Here is a 21,783-nt window from a genome sequence, read left to right as displayed (position 1 = left end):
TCCAGGCATCGGCTGTGTCCTCCTGGCTGCGCTTCAGGACTGCCCCGGCGGCGACGGGCCCGGGCAGTGCATTCGGCTTTGCGAATCCCCTTGCTGTGACATTTCTGTGCCCCGTCACGCAGAAGTAGTCGAGAGGCTCGCGGGCCCGGGGAGCATGGGCACCGTGAGTGGTGCCGGGGGCGGTGCGCGTCCGACGCAGTCGGTACGAAGAGGAAAGTGTGACCAAGGGCGGGGAACAGCACCGCGGGCAAGTGGACGACACCGAGCTCGGCGCCGCGGTGGAGCGGGCCCAGCAGGGGGACGAGGAAGCCTTCGCGGTGGCGTACCGGATGGTTCATCCCGGGCTGCTCGGTTACGTACGGGCCCTGGTCGGCGAGGACGGCGAGGACGTGGCCTCCGACGCCTGGCTGGAGATCTCCCGCGATCTCGGGCGGTTCCGCGGAGACGGGGCCGGATTCCGCGGCTGGACCGCGACGATCGCCCGGCACCGGGCACTGGACCATCTGCGCAGACAGAAGCGGCGGCCGCGCACCGCATTCCTGGAGCAGGACGTCCTCGAACTGCCCAGTGGTCATGACACGGCCGCGGCCGCCCTGGAGACGCTCTCCACCGAGCAGGCGCTCGCGCTCATCGGACAGTTGCCGCGGGAGCAGGCGGAAGCCGTTCTGCTGCGCGTCGTCGTCGGCCTCGACGGCCCCGCGACGGCGCGTGTGCTGGGCAAGCGAGCCGGGGCCGTACGCACCTCCGCCCACCGTGGACTGAAGCGACTGGCCGAGCGTATGACCTCGGCGGGGTCGGGCACTGTGACGTCTGCGGCGCGGCGCACGCTGAGAGATGAGACATGAGAGATGAAACGCAGCGGGCGACCGGAATGCCGGTGACCCCCGAACTGGCCGCCCTGCTGACGGCCGCGCAGCGCGCCGGGGAAGCCGGCCCCGTTGCCGAGAAGCGGGCGCTCGATGCGTTCCGGGCGGCGCGCGACGACGGCGCACACGCACCGGTGTCGCCGCTGCGGCGCCGTCGGCGCGACGACTGGCGTCCGGTCGAGCGGTGGCGCGGAGTGCGCTCGGTCCGGGCCGTCGTCGCCGGCCTCGTCGCGGTGGTGGCGCTGGGTGGGGTCGCGATGGCCGCCGGCTCGGGGGCGATGCCGGGACCGTTCGGTGAGGGCGGCCACGACCGGCCGCACCCCGCGCACCCAGCGAACAGCGAGCCCGCAAAGCCCGGCGGCAGTCATAGCAGTACGTCGACGCCGCGCGCGGACCGTGCGCAGCAAGGGCCGACGGACACCCCGGACACCGGGCGTGCTGCAGGCCACCCCGACCAGGCACAGGACGATACGGCGCTCTGCCGTGCCTACCGCCACGTGCAGGACAGCGGGAAGGCCGCGGACGCGGCGGCCTTCGACCGGCTGGCGTCGGCGGCCGGTGGCGCGTCGGCGGTGCCGGACTACTGTGACGGCCTCCTCGCTGCTCAGCCGTCGAAGGGGAACGGGACCGGCAAGAAGGAGAAGCCGGAAGCGACCCCGCCGTCCCCGGGAGCGACCCCGCCGGCCCCGGAAGCGGCGAAGGGAACCGGGAAGAACACCCGGGGCAACTCCGACGCGCGCTGAGCCCGCACCCGTCGGTGCGGACACAGGACACCGCGGAGTGCTGTGTGCCCCGAGCCCAACGGCGGAACGGTTCACGCACTGTGACACGACGCTCCGACGGGTACGCACGCGACAGCTAACCCGGGGCGCGGCACCGGCGAGCCGCCACCGCTCCCGGACGCCGCGTCAATAGGGTCGCCCGGACTCGTACGTCCGGGATTGGTGTCGCCGTGAAGCCGTCCATCTGCCTGTGCATGATCGTCAAGAACGAGGCCCATGTCATCGAGCGCTGCCTCGCCTCCGTTCGCGACCTGATCGACACCTGGGTGATCTCCGATACCGGTTCGAGCGACGGAACACAGCAGTTGATCCGTACCGCTCTCGACGGCATCCCGGGCGAGCTCCAGGAGGAGCCCTGGGTGGACTTCGGCCACATCCGGACGCTGAACATCAGGCACGCCCACGCCAAGGCCGACTATCTGCTCCTCCTCGACGCCGATCTGGTGATCCACAGGGAGCGGCCGCTGCCCCCGCTGGCCGCCGACTCGTACCTGCTGCGGCACGTGGGCGCGACCGAGTGCCGCGTCAAGCGTCTGGTACGCGGCGACATCGCCTGGCGGTACGAAGGCGTCACCCATGAGTACCTCACCTCCGACCAGCGCGACGACCAGCAGACTCTCGACGAGCTCGTCATCGAGGATCACGCCGACGGGGGAACGCGGCACGACAAGTACGAGCGGGATGTGCGCCTGCTCGGTGCCGAACTCGAACGTGACCCCGACAACGCCCGGACCGTCTTCTACCTGGCGCAGACCATGCGGGATCTCGGCGAGAGGGACAAGGCGATCGCCCTGTACGAGCGCCGCGCGCGGATGGGCGGCTGGGGCGAGGAGGTGTACTGCTCGCTGCTGCAGGCCGGGATCCTCAAGGCCGATGCCGACAACTGGCCGGCCGCCATGGACGCGCTCTCGCGCGCCTGGGAGTCGCGGCCGCAACGGCTCGAGGCCTGCTACGAACTCTCCTCGCGGCTGCGCGGCCTCGGCCGCCACCGCGCCGCGCACGCGATCGTCTGCGCCGGTCTCGACCGGGAACCGCCGGACGACCTGCTGTTCATCCAGCCGTGGGTGTACCGATGGGGGCTGCTCTTCGAGTACTCGATCACCGCCTACCGGGTCGGCGACATCGACGGTTCGCTCAGGGCCTGCGAACGGCTCCTGTCGATGCCGGACCTCCCTGACGCCCATCGCACGCAGACGCTCACCAACCGCGAATTCGCCGAACAGCGTCAGGCCACCCGAAAGGCGTCATGGGCACCACCCCCGGACTGGCGGCGAGGCCCACACCTCAGTGACAACAGCTGCAGCACCTGTCACGCCTGACATCGGCAGTCCGAGGTGACCGATGCCGGACCCGCGGCGGATGACCGGCTCGAGAGCTACGACAGCTGCGCCCGGCAGCCCCGACCGGACATCCCCTAGCGGGACCCGTCCACCCGGCGCCACGTCGCCACCGGGCCCGGGGCCCGGTCGTCCTCGGGGGTGACCCAGAAGGCCTTCCCGAGCTCGGCGCTGAACTGGGCGCCCGTCCGTCCGTCGCCGGACGACCGGCCGGTCAGACGCCGGCCGATCCATGGAACCAGATGCCGGCGCGCGAAGCGGAGGTCGTCGACGCGCCGCGTCGTCCACCGAGGAGGTGCGGCGGCGGGAAGCGACGTCTGCCAGTCGTTCTCGGCCGGAAGCCCCAGCGTCTGCCAGACCGCCTCGGCAACTCTGCGGTGGCCCTCGTCGGTCAGATGCAGCCGGTCGACGTCCCACAGCTGGGGATCTCCCAGCGCCGGAGCCCCGTACAGATCGACGACCAGGGCACCGTGGCGGTTCGCCAACTCGTCGACCAGGGTGAACAGCTCCTCCATGCGCGGACGGAACCGCTCCATCACCGGGCCGTTGCGACCGGGGCTGCGCATCAGCACCAGCTTCTTGCAAGCCGGCGCCAGACGCTCCACGGCCTCTTCCAGCTGCCCGCGCACCATGCCCATGTCGCACTTCGGTCGCAGTGTGTCGTTGAGACCGCCGACGAGCGTGACGACATCCGCCTGCATGGCGGCCGCCGCTTCGACCTGCTCGTCGACTATCTGGCGGATCAGCTTTCCGCGTACGGCGAGATTTGCGTACCGGAACCCGGGGGAGCGGGTGGCGAGCCGGCCGGCGAGGACATCGGCCCAGCCGCGGTACGAACCGTCCGGCAGCAGGTCCGACATTCCCTCGGTGAACGAGTCGCCGACCGCGACAAGACTGGTGTAGGAGGCATTCATTTCCATGGCGATGCGATCGTATCGCGGTGGGGTCCGGCGCCTTTCACGGAGACCGGACCGAGCCCACCGGCCGGTGCGGTGCGTGCGGCCGGGCGCGTGCGCCTGACCGCCCCATGGCCCGCACCGGCCCCGTCAGCGTCCTTGCGGCCGTCCCACCAGCTCGCGCAGGACATCCTCCATCGTGACCAGTCCGGCCAGCTTGTCGTCCTCGTCGAGCACCGCCGCGAGGTGTGTGCGGCTCCTTCGCAGCGCCGTCAGCACATCGTCGAGCGGTGTCGCGGCCCGCACCCGGGCGATCGGCCGCATGGCCGTCACCGGGAACGGTACATCGCGAGGTGCGGCGTCCAGGGCGTCCTTCACATGGAGGTAGCCCTGGATCCGCTGCTCGCTGTCCATCACCGGGAAACGCGAGAAACCCGACTCGTACGAGAGCCGTTCCAGCTCCTCGGGTGTCGTCCCGACCCGGGTGTACACCACCTGGTCGACCGGCAGCACCACATCCCGTACCGGGCGACGGCCCAGCTCCAGGGCGTGCCGCAGACGCTCGGCCGCGCGGTCGTCGACGAGCCCGGCGTCCCCGGCGTCCTTCACGAGACGGGCCAGTTCGTCGTCGGAGAACGTGGCGGACACCTCGTTCTTCGTCTCCACCCGCAGAAGTTTCAGCAGGGTGTTGGCGAAGGCGTTCACCGTGAAGATCACCGGGCGCAGCGCCCTGGCAAGGGTGACCAGCGGCGGACCGAGCAGCAGCGCGGTCCGTACCGGCTCAGCCAGCGCGATGTTCTTCGGCACCATCTCGCCGAGCAGCATGTGCAGATACGTCGCCACGGTCAGCGCGATCACGAACGAGATCGGATGGACCAGTCCGTGCGGCACACCCACCACGTCGAAGACGGGCTCCAGCAGGTGCGCGATGGCCGGTTCGGCGACGATACCCAGGACCAGCGTGCACAGCGTGATGCCCAGTTGCGCCGCCGCGAGCAGCGCCGACACATGCTCCAGACCCCAGATGACGTTCCGCGCCCGCCGGTTCCCGGCCTCGGCCTGGGGCTCGATCTGGCTGCGGCGTACGGAGATCAGCGCGAACTCGGCGCCGACGAAGAACGCGTTGGCGACCAGGGTCAGCAGACCGATGAAGAGCTGGACGGCAGTCATCGTCCGTCCTCCGTACCGTCGTCGGCGCCGGGCAGCGGTGCGTGCAGCAGTACCCGCGCCGCGCGGCGCCCCGAGGCGTCCGCCACATCGAGCCGCCAGCCCGCCAGCTCGATGGAGTCGCCCACGGCCGGGATCCGGCCCACCTCGGTGGCGATCAGTCCGGCGAGCGTCTCGTACGGTCCTTCCGGCACCCGGAGTCCGATGGTCCGCAGCTGGTCGGTGCGGGCGGCGCCGTCGGCCGACCAGAGGGTGCGTCCGTAGGCGTCCTCACCGGCCGGTGCGAGGTCCGGCGTCTCGTGCGGGTCGTGCTCGTCGCGTACCTCGCCGACCACCTCCTCGACGATGTCCTCCAGCGTGACGACTCCGGCCGTGCCGCCGTACTCGTCGATGACCACGGCCATCGCGAGCTTGCCGGACAGCCGGTCGAGCAGCCGGTCCACGGTGAGGGTCTCCGGCACGAGCAGGGGCTCGCGCAGCATCTCCGACACGCGTGTGCGTGGCCTCTCCTCGGCCGGGATCGCCAGCACGTCCTTGATGTGTGCGACGCCGACGACGGTGTCGAGGCTGCCCCGGTAGACGGGGAAGCGGGACAGTCCGGTCGCCCGGGTGGCGTTCGCGACGTCCTCGGCGGTCGCCCGCACCTCCAGTGCGGTGACCTGCACCCGTGGGGTCATCACATTCTCCGCGGTCAGATCTGCGAGGTTGAGGGTGCGGACGAAGAGTTCCGCGGTGTCCGCTTCCAGCGCGCCTGCCTTCGCCGAGTGACGGGCCAGCGCCACCAGCTCCTGCGGGCTGCGGGCGGAGGCCAGCTCCTCGGTCGGTTCCAGACCGACGCGACGCACGATCCGGTTGGCCGTGCTGTTGAGGTGGCTGATGAAGGGCCGGAAGACCGCAGTGAAGGCCCGCTGCGGGGTGGCCACGGTTTTTGCCATGGCCAGCGGCGAGGAGATCGCCCAGTTCTTCGGGACGAGTTCACCGACGACCATCAGGAACACCGTGGACAGTGCCGTTCCGAGCACCAGCGCCACCGAGGACGCCACACCCGGGGACAGTCCGGTCGCCTCCACCGGACCGCGGATCAGTTTCGCGATCGACGGCTCGGAGATCATGCCGACGACCAGGTTGGTGACGGTGATGCCGAGCTGCGCGCCGGAGAGCTGGAAGGTGAGGCTGCGCACAGCCTTCATGGCGCTTGCCGCGCCCCGCTCGCCCCGCGTCACCGCCCTTTGGAGCTGACCGCGCTCGACGGTGGTCAGGGAGAATTCGGCCGCGACGAAGGCACCGCAGGCGAGCGAGAGCAGTACCGCCACGAGCAGCAGGAGCACTTCGGTCATCGGTTCACCTCCGTCCCATGATCGGGCAGGGACAGGAGGATCGCTCGATGTCGGCGATGTCGGCTTCTACTGGGAGGCTCGCCCATGGGCGGACGCTCACACCTTTCGGGAGGACGGGTCGACGGTGCACCTATAGTAAAGGGTCGGCAAAGTCGCCCGCTCCGCGGGTGTTCGCCGACCGGCTCTCGGGCCCGCAGGGGCTTGATCCACAACAGTCCCGCCTGTGCCTACAGCGGTTTCACCCAGCGGCGCCAGTGATCCTCGCGGTGGTAACCAGCGGCAGCCCATGTGTGGTGCGCCCGTTCGTTGGCTTCCAGGACCATGGCGTCGACCCGTCGTCCGCCCAGCTTGATGAATCGTTGCTCCGCTGCTTCCAGCAAAGCGGTGGCGATGCCCTGCCGACGGCAGTCCGGGTGTACGGCCAGCCGGTAGGCGGACCATCGCCAACCATCGAACCCGGCTATGACGGTGCCCGCGAGGAGACCGTCACGCTCGGCGAGAAGCAGGGCTTCGGGGTCTCTCGAGATGAGTCGGGCCACCCCGTCGTGGTCGTCGCTGATGCTGGTTCCTTCCGCGGCCTCGCTCCAGAACTGCAGCACGGCGTCGATGTCCGAGAGGTCGGCGCAACGGATGTGGAGATCACTCATTGGGTGAGCCAATCAGAACGCCGACCCGTTCGGCGAACGTTTTCCGCACTGAGGAATCGAGAACCACCGCCTGGACCGGGCCTGCGGAGTCGTGCGCGTCGTTCGATCATCGAAGGTATGGCCCCGAATCCCGAGCGCGCCCCTTTCGCGCCGCCGTCGATCGCACCGATGCTGGCCGTGCCGGGGCCGCTGCCGGTGCACGACGAGGGGTGGGCGTTCGAGGCCAAATGGGATGGTGCCCGCTGCGTCCTGACCAGCGCAGGCGACGGAACCGTGCAGCTGACCTCCCGGGCGGGCAACGACATCACCGTGACCTATCCCGAGCTGCAGGCGCTCGGCGGGATCCTGCGTGGGCGGGGTGTCGTCCTCGACGGTGAGGTCGTTGTCCTGGGCACCGAGAGACGGCCCGACTTCGGATTGCTCCAGCGCCGGATGGGTGTGGCGAACGCACGCCACGCCACTCGCCTGGCACAGCAGACACCCGTCCAGCTCGTGGTCTTCGACGTGATGTTCCTGGACGGCCGCTCGCTGCTCACCTCCTCCTACCGCGAGCGCCGCCAGGTCCTGTCAGGACTGGGGCTGGCCGGTCCGCACTGGTCGGTGCCCGGATACGTGCACGGACACGGTGCCCGGACGTGGGAGGCCGTGGTGCTCGAGGGCCTGGAAGGCGTGGTCGCCAAGAGGCTTTCCTCCCCGTACACGCCAGGGGCCCGCTCGCCCGACTGGCGCAAGACCAAGAGGGTCGAGACCCTGGACGTGGTCATCGGCGGCTGGACGCGGAGGCGGGGCGCGGCCGGGGACGTGCCGGGCGCGGTTCTGGTCGGCGTGGACACGCCGGACGGCCTGCGGTACGCGGGATCGGTGGGGTCGGGGATGTCCGAGCGTGAGCTGGGTGAACTCGCCGCGTACCTGGCGGTCCTCGCGCGCCCGACGTCACCGTTCACCGACCCGGTCCGGGTGACGGACGCGCACTGGGTCGAGCCGCGGCTGGTCGCGGAGGTCACCGCCTCGGAGTGGACCGCCGCCGGCCGCCTGCGTCATCCGGTCTGGCAACGGCTACGGCCGGACCTGACCCGGCTGGACTGAGTACCGGAGGGGACCGTGGCGATGTGGGGCAGCTGCCTCTCCCACTCCGGAGGCAGGTGGGTCTCGGCAGGCGCTTCGTACCGGTGAGCCCGCCCGCCGCGCCACTCCGTCCAGTGCGGGTCGTCGAGGAGATGCTCGGCGTCGTAGATCCCGGCCCGCCGGAGAAATTCGATCAGGTCGCGGTCGTCGTGGGTGAGGCCGACGATGTCACCGTTGATGGTGACGGCGCGGCCACCGGTCGGTGCACAGCGGCGCACGACTGCCGGGGGGCTCGTCCCCTCAGGGTGCCCCCGGCCAGCCGCTCGCGCGCGCCGTAATTCAGGCCGCCTTGTACTGATGCGCTTCGGCGCCCTGCCACTGCACCACGGCGCGGTTGTCGAGGATCCGTTTCGGGTCGGCCAATCCGGCGTCGGCGAGGAACACGATGAGGTCGTTGTCGCAGTGCGCGAGCCCGAGTCTCTCGTCGCGATTGTTGATGTGCACCGTCACCGGCCGGGCGCCGGACGGAGTGGGTGCGTGGATGGTGATCGGTGGTGTGGCCATGACTCCAGAGTGGCCCCGCGCGAGGGCGGGCGCATCCGGCCGGTGCAGATGCGGCGGCCTCCGCCGGCATGAGGATCGGAGCGTGAGGGTCGAAGTGCGGTAAGTGACCGGCGTCGCACTTCCCGCCGGGTGCCTTCCACCTGGTCGGTCCCGCCCGACCGACGAACACACGCCACCATGCGGTCAGCTGCCGGCCAGCTCCTGGACGATCGGGCCGAATGCCTCCATGTTCGGCTCCAGCACCGTCAGGTACGAGAAGCCGTACCGCTCGCGGCGCTCCCTCAGCTGATCGGCGATCGCCCGCACCGTGCCCATCGCGAGCAGCGGGAGCGCAAGGGCCTCGTCCTCGTCGAGGTGCGATGTCAGCGGCAGCACCTCGCGCACGGCCGCGCGACGGTCGTTGGTCGTCCGGACGAACTGGATGAGCAGATTCAGCTCGGCCGGGCTCTCCCGCGTGGCGGCGAACCGCCGGTAGGTGGCGACACGCTCGTCGAGCTGTTCGGCGGTGAGGGGCACGAGCTTGCCGGTCCGGTCGCTCGCCGCCCCGGTGAACGCCACGATCTCCGCGAAGCGGGCCGCCAGACGCAGGACCCGGTCCCCGTTCCCACCGATCAGCAGTGGTGGCCTGGGGTGCTGCGGGGACTTCGGGACGTGGCTGCCGTCGCGCAGCAGCCGGTCCAGCACCTCGACCGTACGTCGCAGATGGTCCACCCGTCCGCCGGGGGAGAGGAACTCGATACCCGCCCGGTCGTGCTCCTCGCGTACGTATCCGGCCCCGATCCCCAGCTCCAGGCGCCCCTCGGTCAGCGCATCGGTACCGGCCGCCTCGCGGGCCAGCAGCGTCGGGTTCCAGAAAGCGGCATTGAGCACGAAGGTGCCGACGCGGGGCCGTTCCGTGGCCTCTGCGGCGGCGACCAGTGCCGGGAACGGGGCCGGCAGACCCAGGTGGTCGGGGACCAAGATGACGTCGTATCCGAGCTGCTCCGCGCGGCGGCAACGGGTGCGCCAGTCCGTCCCGCCGGCCGGCGTCAGCATGTTCACTCCGAATCGAAACGGCCTTGCCATGACCTCTCCTCGCGCCGGGTTGATCGATGGACAGGCCACACACTCTGCCAAGGGAGAGCGTTGTCCGTATGGCGGACCGCCCCCCTTGCCTGTGCTAGCAATCCCGCGCTAGCGTGTTGATGTGCCCAAGACTCAGCTGAACGTACGAGTGGACGAGGCCACCGCCGAGGCCGCGCGACAGCGCGCGTTGCAGAGGGGGATGAGCGTGAACCGCTACATAGAGGAGCTCGTCAAACAGGACGCGGGCGAAGTCGGACATACTTTTGTCGAGGCCGCTGCCGACTTCATGAAGCAGTACGAGTCGGTCTTCGCCGAGGAGTTCGGCCCGGAGCGCAAAGGCACCCGTTGAACCTCCGGATCGACCTTTCCTGGTTGCTCATGGTCGCCGAGCACAAGACGCCCGGCGATCCACAGGTCGTCGACTGGGGTGCGCTCGTCGCCGCGGTCGCCCGTCATGAGGCGGAGATCTTCGGCAGCCCCGTATACAGCGACCCGCACATCAGGGCCGCCGCACTCCTGCAGTTGCTGCTCCACGTCCCCGCGCTGGAACACTCCAACGCGATGTTCGCCTCCGCCGTTGCCTACGGCTATCTCGTCGCCTCCGGACTGAAGGTCATCACTTCGCCCGAACAGGTCCGCGACCTGGCCCGGCTGGTCAAGGAGGGCAAGGCCGACGTCCGGGCCATCTCCGACGAGCTCCGCCAATGGAGCCTGTGACTCCTTTTGCGTGAGGTTTCGAAGAAGGTGCGAAGCGACGCACTGCGGGCGTTCGCGGACAAGCTGGAGCAGGAGGGCTGAAGGGCTCAGTCCACCACGGTCGTCCGGCGGGCCACGCCCAGCACGCACGCGGAGGTGGGGAGCCGGATCCCCCTCTTCGGCATCTTGACCCTGCGGTACTCCTCCACCACGAACCCGGCCTTCTCGATCGCGGCGAGCGTGTCCCGCGACGTGTGACACCCACCGCACACCAGTGGCCACACCGTCCGGTCCAGTGCCCGCTGGGCCGTCGCCATGGCGCGGTCGTCGGCCCGTACATGCTCGAAGAAGCGCAGCTCCCCGCCGGGGCGCAGCACCCGGAGGATCTCCCCGAGCGACCGTTCCACGTTCCGTACGGTGCACAGCACGAGTGACGCGACGGCCCCGTCGAACGCCTCGCTCTTCACCGGCAGCGCCTCCGCGGCAGCCGGCACGACATCCACCGGCATACCGGCACGCAGCGCGGACCGTAGAGCCAACTGCCGCAGGCACCCCTCGGGTTCGATCGCCACCACTTCGGACACGGCAGGCGGGTAGTGAGCGAAGTTCAGACCGTTTCCCGCGCCGATCTCGATGATGCGTCCCGACAGACCCGCGAGCAGATCCGCGCGGATCGCCGCCATACCGGATCTGGTCTCGGCGGCCACGCTCATGCGGGCATAGACCCGGGCGAAGACCGGATGGTGCACCGCGTCCTTCGGGATCTTCGTGCTCCGCAGGCGCATGACAGACCTCCTCGACAGGACCGGCTCCACCGGGTGGGCTCCGCCGGACCGCTCGGCGCGGGCGGGCGGGACCCGCCCGAAACCGACCGGAGAAGCCCGACCGGCACAGTACGGCTACTTGGATTCTTCCCCGTCCCGCGCCGCTCAGCCGCTCAGCCGACGGCCGGATTTCCGGCCGTCTCCGCTCCGCGGCTCAGTGAGCGGACCGGATCCCGCCCAGCTCCGCCGTCAGCCAACTCGTGGCCCGGGCACGGAAGTCGACGGGCGCCAGCGCCCCCGCCCCGGCGGGCACGACGCCCAGCAGCGGCGCACCCGCCACCACCGGAAGATCGCCGAGATTGCAGCGCGCGGCCAGGTCCGGCTCGGCGGGCATGCTGCCCACCACCACTCCGAGGCACCCGAGCCCCCGTGCCCGCAGGGCCTCCGAGGTGAGCGCGGTCGTGTTGAGTGTGCCGAGCCCGGCAGACGTCACGACCAGAACCGGGGCGGCCAGCAGCCGGGCCGCGTCCGCGAGAGTGGCGCCTTCCTCGTCGAACCGTACGAGCAGCCCGCCCGCACCCTCGACCAGCACCAGATCGTGCTCGGTCGCGAGTTTCTCGGCCGCTTCCGCGATCTGTTCCGGGTGCACGGGCACCATGCCCGCCCGCCGGGCGGCTGTGTCCGGCGCCAACGGCTCGGGGAACCGCGCCAGTTCGAGACCGGTGACTGCCTCGCCCGCCAGCCGGCGCACCTCGAAGACATCACCCGGTTCTCCCGGCGCGACACCCGTCTGGGCCGGCTTGAGCACGGCGACCGAACGCCCGGCGGAGACCGCCACCGCGGCCACCGCCGCCGTGACGACCGTCTTGCCGATCTCCGTACCCGTGCCGCTCACTACCAGTACCGGCATCTCAGCCCTCCCGCGCTGCGGCGCACACCGCACGGCAGATGCGCGCCAGATCGTCGTCGCCGGTCACATACGGCGGCATTGTGTAGATCAGGTCCCGGAACGGACGCAGCCAGACGCCCTCGCGGACCGCGGCTTCGGTGGCCGCAGCCATGTTCACGTCGTGATCGAGCTGTACGACGCCGATGGCGCCCAGGACGCGTACGTCCCGTACACCCGCGATCGAACGCGCACCGGCAAGACCGTCCCGCAGCCCCTTCTCCAGGCGCTTGACCTCCTGCTGCCAGTCCTGGCCGAGCAGCAGATCGATCGAGGCGAGGGCCACCGCGGCGGCCAGTGGGTTGCCCATGAACGTCGGCCCGTGCGCCAGCACCGGCACCTCGCCGCGCGAGATGCCGTCCGCCACCCGTGAGGTGCACAGCGTCGCCGCCAGCGTGAGATAGCCGCCGGTCAGCGCCTTGCCGACGCACATGACGTCGGGAGAGATCCCGGCGTGTCCGGCGGCGAACAGCTTCCCCGTACGTCCGAAACCGCTGGCGATCTCGTCGAACACCAGCAGCACGTCATGTGCGTCGCACGCCTCGCGCAGCGCTCGCAGATATGCGGGGGAGTGGAACCGCATCCCGCCCGCACCCTGCACCACCGGCTCCACGATCACCGCGGCCAGCTCATCGGCATGGCGTGCGATCAGGCCCCGCAGATGCTGTACGTACGCCTCGTCCGGCTGCGCGTCGAAACCGCCGGGCGGCTCGTCGGCGAAGACCTGCTGGGGGAGCGCGCCCGACCACAGCCCGTGCATGCCGCCCTCGGGGTCGCACACCGACATCGGCTGCCAGGTGTCCCCGTGGTAGCCGCCGCGCCAGGTCAGCAGACGCTTCTTGGCCGGGCGGCCGGTGGAATGCCAGTACTGCAAGCACATCTTCACCGCGACCTCGACCGACACCGAACCGGAGTCGGCGAGGAAGACATGGCGCAGCGGCTCCGGCGTGATCTCGACCAGCCGGGCCGCCAGCCGCACGGCGGGCTCATGGGTGAGGCCGCCGAACATCACATGGCTCATCCGGTCCAGCTGGCCGCGCGCCGCCTCGTTGAGCACCGGATGGTTGTAGCCGTGCACCGCCGACCACCACGACGACATGCCGTCGATCAGCTCGTGCTGCCCGTGGGCCGGTTCGGCGAGCCGGAGCCGTACCCCGGACGCGGACTCCACGATCAGCGGCTCCTGCCGGCCCGGCATCGGGCCGTACGGGTGCCAGACGTGGGCCCGGTCCAGGGTCCGCAGCTCCGCGGGGGAGAGGGGGTCAGGCATTGGGGGCGAGATCCGTCCCCGCGCCGCGTCGGCGGACCGCCACCAGATCCGTGCGCGCGGCCGGAGCCTCGGCGTCGACGGCCGCGGGCTCGTCGGCCACGTCACCACAGGGCGCACAGCCCGCGGAGTGCCCGCCGCAACCGCCGCCGGTCTCCGGTTCGGCCCCCGCTTCCGTACGGTGCCGGGGCAGCGTCGTCGTACCCGCGCCCTCCACCTCGAAACCGGCGTCCGCGATCATGTCCAGATCCGCCTGTCCTGCCTGGCCCTCGCTGGTCAGATAGTCGCCCAGGAAGATCGAGTTGACCAGGTGCAGGGCGAGCGGCTGCATCGAGCGCAGATGTACCTCGCGGCCGCCCGCGAGCCGGACCTCGACATCCGGGCAGACGAACCGGACCATCGCCAGAATGCGCAGGCAGCGCTGAGGGGTGAGGTTCCACTCCTTGGCGAGCGGCGTGCCCTCGAACGGGATCAGGAAGTTCACCGGAACCGAGTCCGGGTCCAGCTCGCGCAGCGAGAAGACGACATCGACCAGATCGGTGTCGCTCTCGCCCATCCCGGCGATCAGCCCGGAGCACGCGGAGAGCCCCGCTGCCTGTGCCTGCTGCACGGTCTCCACCCGGTCCGCGTAGGTGTGGGTGGTGGTGATGTCCCCGTACGTCCCCTCCGACGTGTTGAGGTTGTGGTTGTACGCGTCGGCGCCCGCCGACCGCAGCCGGCCGGCCTGCCCCTCGGAGAGCAGACCCAGGCAGGCGCACACCTCGACGCCCTCGTTCTGCTCCTTGATCGCCTCGATCGTCTGCGACACCCGGTCGACGTCCCGGTCGGTCGGACCGCGGCCGCTCGCCACCAGACACACACGCTTCGCGCCGCCCGCCACCCCGGCGGCGGCGGCCTTCGACGCCTCGTCCGGCTTCAGCCAGGTGTACTTGAGGATCTCGGCCTTCGAGCCGAGCCGCTGCGAGCAGTACGAGCAGTCCTCGGGGCAGAGCCCGGACTTGAGGTTGACCAGGTAGTTCAGCTTCACCCGCCGGCCGAACCACTGGCGGCGTACCTTTCCGGCCGCGGCCACCACTTCGAGCAGATCGTCGTCGGAGGTCGCCAGCACGGCGAGCGCTTCTTCTCGGGTCGGCAGCTCGCGCCGCAGCCCCTTGTCCACCAGCGTGTTCAGGAGGTCCATGGCGATGATCCTTGCCTACTCCACCGCCCTCAGCCAAGGAGGAACCGGACAACAGAGCCCGCAGAGGGTGTGTGTATTGCCACACCATGCCCGGCTGCGCCCCCGGTTAGGGTCTGTGAGCTGCCTACAAAAGGGACCGTCGCCATGCCCCTCGCCCCGTTCGACTGGATCGACGACGAGGCCCGCCGCCGTGCGGACGCCGGACTCGTCCGCACTCTCCGCCCCCGGCCCGCCGAACCGGAACTGCTGGACCTCGCGAGCAACGACTACCTGGGCCTCACCCGGCACCCCGAGGTGACCGCGGCCGCGGCCGAGGCCGCGCACCGGTGGGGTGCGGGCGCCACCGGCTCCCGGCTGGTCACCGGCTCCACCGCACTGCACGCCGGACTCGAACGCGAACTGGCCGCATTCTGCGGCTTCGAGGCAGCCCTGGTCCTCTCCTCCGGCTACGCGGCCAATCTCGCCGCGCTCACCGCCCTCACCGGCCGGGACTCCCTGATCGTCTCCGACGCGGGCAACCACGCCTCCATCGTCGACGGATGCCGGCTCTCCCGGGCCGAGACCGCCGTCGTACCGCATGCCGACCCCGAGGCCGTCGCGAAGGCGCTGCACACGCACGACGGCCGCGCCCTGGCCGTCACCGACTCCGTCTTCTCGGTCGACGGCGACGCCGCACCACTGCCCGAACTGGCCGACGTCTGCCGCGCGCGGGGGGCCGCGCTGCTCGTCGACGACGCGCACGGGCTGGGCGTGCTCGGTGAAGGCGGGCGCGGCGCGCTCGCCGCCGCCGGTCTCGCGGGCGGCGAAGGGATCGTCGCCACAGCCACCCTCTCCAAGTCCCTGGGCAGCCAGGGCGGCGCGGTCCTCGGACCGGCCCGGGTGATCGACCATCTGGTCAACACGGCCCGTACGTTCATCTTCGACACCGGGCTCGCACCGGCCGCTGCGGGCGCCGCCCTCGCGAGCCTGCGTCTGCTGCGCCGCGAGCCGGAACGGGCGGGCAGGGCCCGTACGGTCGCCACCGCCCTGTACGAACGACTGACCGCCGCAGGGCTGACCGCGGTGCGCCCCGACGCCGCCGTCGTCTCGGTCCGGGCGCCTTCGGCGGACGCGGCGGTGCACTGGGCGGCCGACTGCCGCACGGCCGGGATCGCGGTGGGCTGCTTCCGCCCGCCGTCGGTCCCGGACGGCATCTCGCGGCTGCGGCTCACTGCCCGCGCCGATCTGACGGAGGCGCAGATCGTGAACGCGGTGGAGACCGTCCTGCGGACGGCTCCGGCGGCCTGACCGGAGCCGCGAACCGGCCCGTCAGCCGGCCGGACCGTCGGTCAGGCCGGAGACGAACGACTTCCAGGCCGCCGCCGAGAACCGCAGCGGCGGCCTGGACACGTCCTTGGAGTCCCGCACAGCAAGCCGCTCCGGGCCGAACGGCGCTGCTTCCACGCAGTTGTTCATCCCCGTGCTGCGGCTGCTGCGCCGCCACCGTAACTCGTGTTCTGCGAGGCAATCGGACATCGGGCCCCCTCGGCCGGTCTGAGGTTCCTGGTGCCGCTAACCGTCGCGGTCGATCGCGGCGATCAGGTCCAACGAGTGCTCCGGCGACAGCGCGTGTGCCTGCATCGCGCAGAAGGCCGAGCTGTACGCCTCAAGGTCTTCTTTCCGTTCCAAGTAGAGGCTACTCGTCAAGTGGTCGAGAACGACCACATCCAGATCAGAAGTGTTCGGAAAGGAGAAGATAACGAAAGGTCCGGTGAGGCCCATGTACCCACCTACCGAGAACGGCAACAACTGCAACTCGACGTGCGGAAGTTGGGCGACCCGGATCAGATGGCGCAACTGATTGCGCATCACCCAGCGCCCGCCGACCTCGCGCCGCAGCACCGCCTCGTCGAGCACCGCGGTCAGCCGTAGCGGCGGATCGGTCCGCAGCACCCCCTGCCGGGCGAGCCGCACCTCCACCAGCGAGTCCAGCTGGCCGGCGGGCAGTCCGTCCAGCGACGCACGGGTCACCGCACGCGCGTAGTCGGCGGTCTGCAGGAGCCCCGGCACCACCGAGGTCTCCAGCGTGCGGGCGGTTCTGGCCTGGGACTCCAGACTGATGAAGTCCCGGTACTGAGGCGGGATGAGACCGCGGTAGGCGTGCCACCAGCCGGTTCCACCGCCGCCCGCCGAGCCCGCGAGCGTCTCAAGGAGCATCCGTAACTGCGGGTCGTCCAGACCGTAGGCATCCAGCAGTCGGCTCACATCGGCCGGTTTGACACCGCTGGTACCGGTCTCGATCCGGCTCACCTTCGACTGATGCCAGCCGAGCAGCTGTGCCGCGTCACGACTCGTCAGTCCGGACGTGTGGCGCAGACTCCGCAGCTCCTCCCCGAGCTTGCGGCGGCGCACCGCGGGACCGTGCTGCATACGCGGCCTCCCTCCCTCTCGTGCCGAGGGGCCATCTTGCGCCCATGTGCGGTATTCCGGGACAGAGTTCACCGCTTCGAGCGACAGATATATGCATATCTTGGCGGATCGCCGTCACGGAGGGCCGCATCAGTGGCACTCTGGCGCGAAGCGCATCCCGGGACGATCGCGGGTCGGTCCGGGCGGGAAAAGGACGGCTCGCCATGGCAGACCATCAAGAAGCAAGTGTCACTCTGCCGAGCGAGCCGCTCTCGGTCTCCTCGGCCCGGAGATACGTGGCGGAAGTGCTCGCCGACTGGGGTCTCCCCGATGACACGGAGACTGCCGACACCATCCGGCTCATCGTCTCCGAGCTCACCACCAACGCCGTCCAGCACACCTTCGGCCAGTCGCCCACCTTCACCGTGGACCTGCGGCTGGAGCGGGAGGAGCAGCTGCATCTCGGGGTGACGGACAGTCACCCCCGCTGGCCCCAACGACTGCCCGCCGCCGTGCGGCAGGACAACGGGCGCGGCATGGTGATCATTCGCTGTCTGGCCAAGGAGTGCGGCGGACGGCTCACGGTCACGCCGACCGCAGAGGGAGGCAAAACCGTCTGGATCGCGCTCCCCTGGACGCTTCACGTCCAGACTTGACCGCTGTCTTCGTGGACCTGGACTCAGGCCCGGCCCGGCCCGGACGTCGCGTCGTCGGCAGTCGGCGGCATCACCCACCGTCGCGACGCGTGGTCGCTGCCCAGCAGCCCTCCCGAAGCCGCCGCGCAACAGTGCACAGCGTCGCGGCCGCGCCGCTCGCCCGCTCGCCGTGGTGCACCACCGAGATGGTCGGCCGGAAAGCCGCGGGTTCCAGCCGTCGCACGGACAGGGGCGTCGGCGCCATCGCGGCGACCATGTCAACCACCACCGCCATCCCGATCCCCGCACCGACACCAGCGCATAGCCCGGTGGCCCGCACACCACGTCGGGTGTCGCCCCGCCTCGGCCAGGGCGTTCTCTCCCCCCGGCGGGGCGGATGGGCCGGCGCGCTGCTGATCACCGGCCGGCCGGTTCCGTCACCGGCAGCCGTCCCGTTCCCCCGGACAGCATGCGCGCCATCGAGGGCGGCGGCCGCGGCGCTCACCGCGCTGGGGCTGGTGCTGGTCAGCGGCCCCCGGCTGCACTGACCGGCGGAGGTGACCGGCAACCTGAAAGGCGGAAGGGGCGAGGGTCAGCGGACCCGTCCGTACCAGACACTCCTCGTCCAGATCTTCTCCAGCCGCACCACGGATCCGCTCTTCGGCGAGTGCCAGATCCTGCCCCTACCGGCGTAGATCCCTACGTGGTAGACGCTGCGCCCCCAGTGGAAGAAGACCAGATCGCCCCGGCGCCGCTGCGAGGCCGAGATGTGCCGGGTCTTGTTGTACTGCTGCTGGGCCGTGCGGGGGAGTTTCTTGCCCACCCTTTTGAACGCGTACATCGTCAGACCCGAACAGTCGAATCGGCGGGGACCCGTGGCCCCGTACCGGTACGGCGATCCCTTCTTCGACGCGGCGATGTTGAGCGCCTTCGTCGAATGAGCCGAGGCCTGGGCTTCGGCCACAGCGCCGGGGGCGATCGCGGGGCCGCCGACGGCGGCGAGCGTCAGAACCGTGGCGGTACCGGCCCGGGTGAGCAGAGACGGGACATGAACCTGCGCAGTCATGCGCAACCCTTCGTCAGCCGCCTGTGAAGGATGACCTGTCGGGTTCGGGCTGGCGAAGTTGCCCGGCCGCACTCGGCGGCTTCACCCCGAGGGTCGACCGGATGTCCGGTCGACCCGTTGTGCTCGGGTCCTCCACTCCTGCCGATCCACTTCTGTCGACCAGGCATCCGGGCGACGGCAGGACTCGGCGTCCGCCCGGACCGCCCCGCCGCGGTGGCGGGGGCTTGTCGTCCCACGGATCTTGACTCACCGGGTGCCGGATTTCCGAGGATAAGCAGCGATATGGAAGATTCGTCTCGATTGACCTATACGGGTGGGTGCGGTAGTTCTGTGAACCCGGCCGGTCGCCCCGACCGGCCCCGTACCAGCGGCGGAATCGCGGACTCCATTCATCGGCCACGCCGGAGGCGCAAGTTGAACAATCCCTCGCGCGGGGGATCTCCTACGCCGAACGAGCGAGGAATTTTGATCAGTCCGCCGGGCGTGTCGCGGAAGGGAGTTGATCAACTCGTCTGGGCAGGGGGCACGGTGACCCGTCGGGCCCGCCGCTCCCCGTCCAACACGCGAAGCGCCCGCGCCAAGGTGGCGGCGTGGATCTGTGCTTCACCGCGCTCGTGCATCAACGCGAGTGCGTTCCGCAGGGCTACGGCCCGCGCGGCGAGTGCCTGCGCCGCGCGCAGCGCGCCGTAGGTGTCGCTGCCGAGGGCGGGGTTGATCCGGCCCAACTGGTCGAGCACTTCGAGGTAACAGTCGATGAACTCGCCCTCGGCGCGCGTCAGTGCGGGCAGCGGCGGGAACTCCGGTGGCTGCATCGGGTGTTCACCTCACGCCGTTCGGCGGGAGTGACGTCTTGCGGTTCTCCAGTACGTGGTCCACCAGGCCGTACGCCTTGGCGCCCGGGGCATCGAGGATGAGATCGCGTTCGATGTCCGCGCCGATCCGCTCGGCAGTTCGCCCGGTGTGACGGGCCAGCAGGCGGGTGAGCTGCTCACGGATACGGATCAGTTCCCGTGCCTCGATCTCCAGATCGGACGGCTGGCCCTGCAGCGGCTCGGGAAGCGCGGGCTGCTGCACGACGACCCTGGCCCCGGGGAGGGCGTGCCGTCGGCCGGGGGCGCCCGCGGCGAGCAGCAGGGCCGCGCTGGAACCGGCCTGTCCGAGGCAGAAGGTCTCCATCTCGCAGGTGAGGTACTCCATCGTGTCGTAGATCGCCGCCGCGGCGTCGAACGAGCCGCCGGGGGAGTTGATGTAGAGGGAGATGGGGCGGTCGGGTGCCGCGTGTTCCAGGTACATGAACTGCGCGATCAGGTCGGTGGCGGCGGTGTCGTCGACCGGGGTGCCGAGGAAGACGATCCGCTCGGCGAGCAGCTTGGAATACGGGTCGAGGGTGCGGGTCCCGTCGGTCGTGCGCTCGGTGAACTCGGGCAGTACGTAGCGGGCGGCAGGGCGGAACATGGTGAAGCCTCTCCTCCGGTGTCTGCGTCTGCGTGCGGCCTGCACAAGCGTCTGTAGAAAATGTACAGGACGTACAGAAGGTTATGATGGGGACTATGGCCTACGAGATTCCGGTGACGCAAGCCCGAGCTGAGCTCGCCGAACTGATCAACCGCGTCGTCTACGGCGGCGAGCGAGTCGTGGTGACCCGGCACGGCAAGCCGCTGGTGGCGCTCGTTTCGGCCGCTGACCTGGAGCGACTCGAGAAGGAAGAGGCGGCTGCCGAGGAGCAGGTGATCAGCTCGGTCTCCTCGATCGGCTCCGCCGCGTCCGCTCCGGGCGAACGGCGACGCTTCGGCATCGCGGCGGAACACCGGGGGCAGACCGACCCGGGCAACTGACGGCCCGTGACCCCGCGGTGACGTCGCCGGACGCCCCGCCGCGACGCAACTGCGTGCCCCGGCGGCGTCATCGTGCCACTCGTCACCGGCGCGCCCGGTGACGCCGCAACTCCGTGACCCGTCATGCAAAAGCGCCGTGCACCCCCGTCCGCTACAGCGGGGATGCACGGCGGCTCGGGAGGGGCGCTCAGCCCGCCAGGGCCGGCTCCGGGATGCCGGGTGAGGGGGCCGTCGCCGCAGGTGTCCGGCGTCGGCCACCGACGAGGACCGCGGTCAGTCCGACCGCCGCCCACAGGCCGAGTGTCAAGGCCGCGCCGCCTGCCGCACTGCCGTCGAAGAAGGCGACGGAGCGCAGCAGCGACCCGCCCGCCCCCGGCGGCAGCAACTGCCCGATTGCGCCGAGCGGCTGAGGCAGCAGCTCGGGTGCGCTGGTGATGCCGGAGAACGGGTTGCCCAGCAGCACCATCAGCAAGGCGCCGAGCCCGACCCCGGACGGGCCGATCAGTGCGGCAAGCCCGGCCACGGTCGCGCCGATGGCCAGCACGGTGAGCCCGAGCGCCCCGGCCTCGGTCCACCAGTCGCCCGTGATCGCCCCGAGCCAGCTGTCGGTGAGGGCCGCGGCGGCGATCCCGACGAGTGCGGCGACGCCGGTCAGCGCCCCGACGGCCCGGCCGCCGCGCAGCCTCAGCATCGTGACGGCGGATCCGGCGGCGACACCCGCGATCGCCAGCGGCAGGATGCTCGCGCCGAGCGCGCTGCCGCGCGGATCCCCGGCAGGAGCCGCCACGACATCCGTGACGTGCACCGGGCCGCCGGCCAAGGTCTGGGTGGTGACGGCCTCGCGGAGCAGCTGGGCAACCATCGGGCTCGCCGCCGAGGCGGTCAGCAGCCGCGGTCCCTTCGGTGTGATGACGACCGCGCCGTATACGACCCGGTCCTCGATGGCGGTACGGGCCGTGGCCCCGTCACCGAAGCGGTGGATCTCGAAGGCGTCCCCGTGCTGCTCGAACTGCTGCTGGAGCCGGTCGGCGGCCGGTGCGGAGCCCGCGATGCCCACAGGGAGGTCCCGTGGTGCGATCCGGGCGGCGGGCCAGGCGAAGGCCCAGAGCGCGATGGTCACCACCACGGGGATCAGGAGGACGACCGCCACCATGCGGCGGTTCTGAGTGGCGGGCATGGAGGGCCTCGATTCAAAGAGAAGGATCGTTCGTTTTATGGGCGGCACACTGTCCTCCGGTGCGGTGTCTTGTCAAGAAGGAACGTTCGTTTTAGATTGAGAT

At 70.5% G+C, this 21,783-nt stretch carries 27 protein-coding genes and 1 riboswitch; of the genes, 10 read left to right on the top strand and 17 right to left on the bottom strand.

What is annotated here, in order from left to right:
* The first annotated feature begins 218 nt into the window (after positions 1-218).
* From ACIA8E_RS21960 to ACIA8E_RS21950, 3 genes are all read left to right on the top strand, one after another.
* Positions 219-845, top strand: a complete 627-nt coding sequence (locus ACIA8E_RS21960) for an RNA polymerase sigma factor (protein ID WP_399300777.1) — start codon at positions 219-221, stop codon at positions 843-845.
* Positions 842-1,609: a hypothetical protein gene (locus ACIA8E_RS21955; protein WP_399300774.1), complete on the top strand. Its 768-nt coding sequence runs from the start codon at positions 842-844 to the stop codon at positions 1,607-1,609. Before ACIA8E_RS21960 ends, ACIA8E_RS21955 begins: the two co-directional genes overlap by 4 nt.
* 209 nt (positions 1,610-1,818) lie before the next feature.
* Positions 1,819-2,967: a glycosyltransferase gene (locus tag ACIA8E_RS21950; protein ID WP_399300772.1), complete on the top strand. Its 1,149-nt coding sequence runs from the start codon at positions 1,819-1,821 to the stop codon at positions 2,965-2,967.
* A gap of 95 nt (positions 2,968-3,062) precedes the next feature.
* On the opposite strand, the gene ACIA8E_RS21945 is transcribed toward ACIA8E_RS21950, so the two are convergent.
* From ACIA8E_RS21945 to ACIA8E_RS21930, 4 genes are all read right to left on the bottom strand, one after another.
* Complete coding sequence (locus tag ACIA8E_RS21945) at positions 3,063-3,905, bottom strand: SGNH/GDSL hydrolase family protein (protein WP_399300769.1); 843 nt, start codon at positions 3,903-3,905, stop codon at positions 3,063-3,065.
* A gap of 126 nt (positions 3,906-4,031) precedes the next feature.
* Positions 4,032-5,051, bottom strand: coding sequence for a hemolysin family protein (locus ACIA8E_RS21940; RefSeq protein ID WP_399300766.1), 1,020 nt, complete (start codon positions 5,049-5,051; stop codon positions 4,032-4,034).
* Positions 5,048-6,385, bottom strand: a complete 1,338-nt coding sequence (locus ACIA8E_RS21935; protein ID WP_399300763.1) for a hemolysin family protein — start codon at positions 6,383-6,385, stop codon at positions 5,048-5,050. Before ACIA8E_RS21935 ends, ACIA8E_RS21940 begins: the two co-directional genes overlap by 4 nt.
* 227 nt (positions 6,386-6,612) lie before the next feature.
* Entirely contained in the window at positions 6,613-7,032 is a 420-nt protein-coding gene (locus ACIA8E_RS21930; protein WP_399300760.1) for a GNAT family N-acetyltransferase, read from the bottom strand.
* 117 nt (positions 7,033-7,149) lie between these two features.
* On the opposite strand from ACIA8E_RS21930, the gene ligD reads away from it, so the two are divergent.
* The gene (gene ligD, locus ACIA8E_RS21925; protein WP_399300757.1) at positions 7,150-8,118 is read left to right on the top strand and encodes a non-homologous end-joining DNA ligase; all 969 of its coding nucleotides are present in this window, start codon (positions 7,150-7,152) and stop codon (positions 8,116-8,118) included.
* Here ligD and ACIA8E_RS21920 read toward each other — a convergent pair.
* The 3 genes from ACIA8E_RS21920 to ACIA8E_RS21910 form a co-directional block, all read right to left on the bottom strand.
* The gene (locus tag ACIA8E_RS21920; protein ID WP_399300754.1) at positions 8,070-8,375 is read right to left on the bottom strand and encodes a hypothetical protein; all 306 of its coding nucleotides are present in this window, start codon (positions 8,373-8,375) and stop codon (positions 8,070-8,072) included. The genes ligD and ACIA8E_RS21920 overlap by 49 nt on opposite strands.
* A 61-nt stretch (positions 8,376-8,436) precedes the next feature.
* The gene (locus ACIA8E_RS21915; RefSeq protein WP_399300751.1) at positions 8,437-8,661 is read right to left on the bottom strand and encodes a hypothetical protein; all 225 of its coding nucleotides are present in this window, start codon (positions 8,659-8,661) and stop codon (positions 8,437-8,439) included.
* Positions 8,662-8,844: 183 nt separating this feature from the next.
* Positions 8,845-9,726, bottom strand: coding sequence for an LLM class F420-dependent oxidoreductase (locus tag ACIA8E_RS21910; protein WP_399300748.1), 882 nt, complete (start codon positions 9,724-9,726; stop codon positions 8,845-8,847).
* A gap of 121 nt (positions 9,727-9,847) precedes the next feature.
* Between ACIA8E_RS21910 and ACIA8E_RS21905 the strand changes: the two genes are divergently transcribed.
* Both ACIA8E_RS21905 and ACIA8E_RS21900 read left to right on the top strand, forming a co-directional pair.
* Positions 9,848-10,075 carry a hypothetical protein gene (locus ACIA8E_RS21905; protein ID WP_030921856.1) on the top strand — a complete coding sequence of 76 codons (228 nt, stop codon included), beginning with the start codon at positions 9,848-9,850 and terminating at the stop codon, positions 10,073-10,075.
* A complete protein-coding gene (locus ACIA8E_RS21900) occupies positions 10,072-10,443 on the top strand; it encodes a fic family toxin-antitoxin system, toxin component (protein ID WP_327123546.1) in 372 nt (123 codons plus the stop codon). Before ACIA8E_RS21905 ends, ACIA8E_RS21900 begins: the two co-directional genes overlap by 4 nt.
* Positions 10,444-10,529: 86 nt before the next feature.
* Here ACIA8E_RS21900 and ACIA8E_RS21895 read toward each other — a convergent pair whose 3' ends face one another.
* The 4 genes from ACIA8E_RS21895 to bioB all read right to left on the bottom strand — a co-directional run bounded on the left by ACIA8E_RS21895 (position 10,530) and on the right by bioB (position 14,579).
* Positions 10,530-11,207: a methyltransferase domain-containing protein gene (locus tag ACIA8E_RS21895; protein WP_399300744.1), complete on the bottom strand. Its 678-nt coding sequence runs from the start codon at positions 11,205-11,207 to the stop codon at positions 10,530-10,532.
* A gap of 193 nt (positions 11,208-11,400) precedes the next feature.
* On the bottom strand, positions 11,401-12,096 hold the full coding sequence (bioD, locus tag ACIA8E_RS21890) for a dethiobiotin synthase (RefSeq protein WP_399300741.1): 696 nt from the start codon (positions 12,094-12,096) through the stop codon (positions 11,401-11,403).
* A 1-nt stretch (position 12,097) separates the two neighbouring features.
* Positions 12,098-13,402, bottom strand: a complete 1,305-nt coding sequence (locus ACIA8E_RS21885) for an adenosylmethionine--8-amino-7-oxononanoate transaminase (RefSeq protein ID WP_399300738.1) — start codon at positions 13,400-13,402, stop codon at positions 12,098-12,100.
* Positions 13,395-14,579: a biotin synthase BioB gene (bioB, locus tag ACIA8E_RS21880; protein ID WP_399300735.1), complete on the bottom strand. Its 1,185-nt coding sequence runs from the start codon at positions 14,577-14,579 to the stop codon at positions 13,395-13,397. The genes ACIA8E_RS21885 and bioB overlap by 8 nt, the downstream gene beginning before the upstream one ends.
* 144 nt (positions 14,580-14,723) lie before the next feature.
* On the opposite strand from bioB, the gene ACIA8E_RS21875 reads away from it, so the two are divergent.
* Entirely contained in the window at positions 14,724-15,866 is a 1,143-nt protein-coding gene (locus ACIA8E_RS21875; protein WP_399300734.1) for an 8-amino-7-oxononanoate synthase, read from the top strand.
* Between the two features lie 21 nt (positions 15,867-15,887).
* Here ACIA8E_RS21875 and ACIA8E_RS21870 read toward each other — a convergent pair whose 3' ends face one another.
* Both ACIA8E_RS21870 and ACIA8E_RS21865 read right to left on the bottom strand, forming a co-directional pair.
* Positions 15,888-16,094: a DUF397 domain-containing protein gene (locus tag ACIA8E_RS21870; protein WP_376511637.1), complete on the bottom strand. Its 207-nt coding sequence runs from the start codon at positions 16,092-16,094 to the stop codon at positions 15,888-15,890.
* A 36-nt stretch (positions 16,095-16,130) separates the two neighbouring features.
* Positions 16,131-16,988, bottom strand: a complete 858-nt coding sequence (locus ACIA8E_RS21865) for a helix-turn-helix domain-containing protein (protein WP_399300730.1) — start codon at positions 16,986-16,988, stop codon at positions 16,131-16,133.
* Positions 16,989-17,191: 203 nt separating this feature from the next.
* On the opposite strand from ACIA8E_RS21865, the gene ACIA8E_RS21860 reads away from it, so the two are divergent.
* Both ACIA8E_RS21860 and ACIA8E_RS21855 read left to right on the top strand, forming a co-directional pair.
* Positions 17,192-17,623: an ATP-binding protein gene (locus ACIA8E_RS21860; protein ID WP_399300727.1), complete on the top strand. Its 432-nt coding sequence runs from the start codon at positions 17,192-17,194 to the stop codon at positions 17,621-17,623.
* An 89-nt stretch (positions 17,624-17,712) separates the two neighbouring features.
* The gene (locus ACIA8E_RS21855) at positions 17,713-18,150 is read left to right on the top strand and encodes a hypothetical protein (protein WP_399300724.1); all 438 of its coding nucleotides are present in this window, start codon (positions 17,713-17,715) and stop codon (positions 18,148-18,150) included.
* A gap of 44 nt (positions 18,151-18,194) precedes the next feature.
* Here the strand turns inward: ACIA8E_RS21855 and ACIA8E_RS21850 are convergent, their stop codons facing one another.
* From ACIA8E_RS21850 to ACIA8E_RS21840, 3 genes are all read right to left on the bottom strand, one after another.
* Positions 18,195-18,668 (bottom strand): C40 family peptidase, encoded by a 474-nt coding sequence (locus ACIA8E_RS21850; RefSeq protein ID WP_399300721.1) that lies wholly within the window; start codon positions 18,666-18,668, stop codon positions 18,195-18,197.
* A gap of 3 nt (positions 18,669-18,671) precedes the next feature.
* A riboswitch (cyclic di-AMP (ydaO/yuaA leader) is annotated at positions 18,672-18,852 on the bottom strand.
* Between the two features lie 319 nt (positions 18,853-19,171).
* A complete protein-coding gene (locus ACIA8E_RS21845) occupies positions 19,172-19,480 on the bottom strand; it encodes a hypothetical protein (protein WP_399300718.1) in 309 nt (102 codons plus the stop codon).
* 7 nt (positions 19,481-19,487) lie between these two features.
* On the bottom strand, positions 19,488-20,123 hold the full coding sequence (locus ACIA8E_RS21840; protein WP_399300715.1) for an ATP-dependent Clp protease proteolytic subunit: 636 nt from the start codon (positions 20,121-20,123) through the stop codon (positions 19,488-19,490).
* Positions 20,124-20,218: 95 nt separating this feature from the next.
* Here ACIA8E_RS21840 and ACIA8E_RS21835 point away from each other — a divergent pair, with 95 nt between their 5' ends.
* Positions 20,219-20,503 (top strand): type II toxin-antitoxin system Phd/YefM family antitoxin, encoded by a 285-nt coding sequence (locus tag ACIA8E_RS21835; RefSeq protein ID WP_399300712.1) that lies wholly within the window; start codon positions 20,219-20,221, stop codon positions 20,501-20,503.
* 187 nt (positions 20,504-20,690) lie between these two features.
* On the opposite strand, the gene ACIA8E_RS21830 is transcribed toward ACIA8E_RS21835, so the two are convergent.
* Positions 20,691-21,680 (bottom strand): ABC transporter permease, encoded by a 990-nt coding sequence (locus tag ACIA8E_RS21830; protein WP_399300709.1) that lies wholly within the window; start codon positions 21,678-21,680, stop codon positions 20,691-20,693.
* Positions 21,681-21,783: the final 103 nt, after the last annotated feature.

It is taken from the genome of Streptomyces sp. NPDC051664, from assembly GCF_044453545.1.
Classification (GTDB): Bacteria; Actinomycetota; Actinomycetes; order Streptomycetales; family Streptomycetaceae; genus Streptomyces.
Note: the sequence above shows the minus strand (reverse complement) of the source record. Positions and strands in the feature narration are given on the sequence as shown.

Excerpts from the sequence above, each read along its gene's own strand:
- ACIA8E_RS21845 (WP_399300718.1), bottom strand. The coding sequence starts at position 19,480 with ATGCAGCCACCGGAGTTCCCGCCGCTGCCCGCACTGACGCGCGCCGAG.
- ACIA8E_RS21935 (WP_399300763.1), bottom strand. The coding sequence starts at position 6,385 with ATGACCGAAGTGCTCCTGCTGCTCGTGGCGGTACTGCTCTCGCTCGCC.
- ACIA8E_RS21860 (WP_399300727.1), top strand. The coding sequence starts at position 17,192 with ATGGCAGACCATCAAGAAGCAAGTGTCACTCTGCCGAGCGAGCCGCTC.
- ACIA8E_RS21955 (WP_399300774.1), top strand. The coding sequence starts at position 842 with ATGAGAGATGAAACGCAGCGGGCGACCGGAATGCCGGTGACCCCCGAA.
- ACIA8E_RS21875 (WP_399300734.1), top strand. The coding sequence starts at position 14,724 with ATGCCCCTCGCCCCGTTCGACTGGATCGACGACGAGGCCCGCCGCCGT.
- ACIA8E_RS21885 (WP_399300738.1), bottom strand. The coding sequence starts at position 13,402 with ATGCCTGACCCCCTCTCCCCCGCGGAGCTGCGGACCCTGGACCGGGCC.
- bioB (WP_399300735.1), bottom strand. The coding sequence starts at position 14,579 with ATGGACCTCCTGAACACGCTGGTGGACAAGGGGCTGCGGCGCGAGCTG.
- ligD (WP_399300757.1), top strand. The coding sequence starts at position 7,150 with ATGGCCCCGAATCCCGAGCGCGCCCCTTTCGCGCCGCCGTCGATCGCA.
- ACIA8E_RS21840 (WP_399300715.1), bottom strand. The coding sequence starts at position 20,123 with ATGTTCCGCCCTGCCGCCCGCTACGTACTGCCCGAGTTCACCGAGCGC.
- ACIA8E_RS21830 (WP_399300709.1), bottom strand. The coding sequence starts at position 21,680 with ATGCCCGCCACTCAGAACCGCCGCATGGTGGCGGTCGTCCTCCTGATC.
- ACIA8E_RS21835 (WP_399300712.1), top strand. The coding sequence starts at position 20,219 with ATGGCCTACGAGATTCCGGTGACGCAAGCCCGAGCTGAGCTCGCCGAA.
- ACIA8E_RS21915 (WP_399300751.1), bottom strand. The coding sequence starts at position 8,661 with ATGGCCACACCACCGATCACCATCCACGCACCCACTCCGTCCGGCGCC.
- ACIA8E_RS21850 (WP_399300721.1), bottom strand. The coding sequence starts at position 18,668 with ATGACTGCGCAGGTTCATGTCCCGTCTCTGCTCACCCGGGCCGGTACC.
- ACIA8E_RS21865 (WP_399300730.1), bottom strand. The coding sequence starts at position 16,988 with ATGCAGCACGGTCCCGCGGTGCGCCGCCGCAAGCTCGGGGAGGAGCTG.
- ACIA8E_RS21945 (WP_399300769.1), bottom strand. The coding sequence starts at position 3,905 with ATGGAAATGAATGCCTCCTACACCAGTCTTGTCGCGGTCGGCGACTCG.
- ACIA8E_RS21895 (WP_399300744.1), bottom strand. The coding sequence starts at position 11,207 with ATGCGCCTGCGGAGCACGAAGATCCCGAAGGACGCGGTGCACCATCCG.
- ACIA8E_RS21930 (WP_399300760.1), bottom strand. The coding sequence starts at position 7,032 with ATGAGTGATCTCCACATCCGTTGCGCCGACCTCTCGGACATCGACGCC.
- ACIA8E_RS21940 (WP_399300766.1), bottom strand. The coding sequence starts at position 5,051 with ATGACTGCCGTCCAGCTCTTCATCGGTCTGCTGACCCTGGTCGCCAAC.
- ACIA8E_RS21910 (WP_399300748.1), bottom strand. The coding sequence starts at position 9,726 with ATGGCAAGGCCGTTTCGATTCGGAGTGAACATGCTGACGCCGGCCGGC.
- ACIA8E_RS21870 (WP_376511637.1), bottom strand. The coding sequence starts at position 16,094 with ATGTCCGATTGCCTCGCAGAACACGAGTTACGGTGGCGGCGCAGCAGC.
- bioD (WP_399300741.1), bottom strand. The coding sequence starts at position 12,096 with ATGCCGGTACTGGTAGTGAGCGGCACGGGTACGGAGATCGGCAAGACG.